This window comes from Sulfitobacter sp. CW3 (assembly GCF_019392245.1).
Taxonomy (GTDB): Bacteria; Pseudomonadota; Alphaproteobacteria; order Rhodobacterales; family Rhodobacteraceae; genus Sulfitobacter.
Genome location: NZ_JAHXRL010000548.1, coordinates 1 through 237, shown reverse-complemented (window position 1 = coordinate 237; position 237 = coordinate 1). Strand labels below are relative to the sequence as shown.

The window sequence follows — 237 nt, the reverse complement described above, 5'->3', positions numbered from 1 at the left end:
AGTACGGGCGACGCGGTTGCGTAGACGCCGAGCCCGCCAGACCGTACCGCTCTCGACGGCAAGGCTGCGGGCGTAGTGGCTGAGGCGCAGGCTCTCCGCGTCGCAGGCCTTTTTGACCGGATCGCGGTAGAAGGCTGCGATCTTGTCCCGACCCATGCCCGGCGTAGCGAGCCAAGCCGGCACGTGGATGCGGGCGAGCCGGTCGACATCGGTGAGGAGCTTGCCGACCCCGGTCCC

1 protein-coding gene is annotated in these 237 nt (G+C 69.6%); it reads right to left on the bottom strand.

The features are described 5' to 3' along the window. On the bottom strand, window positions 1-237 hold a 237-nt coding region (locus KZZ06_RS22190), incomplete at both ends, for a hypothetical protein (RefSeq protein ID WP_219582057.1).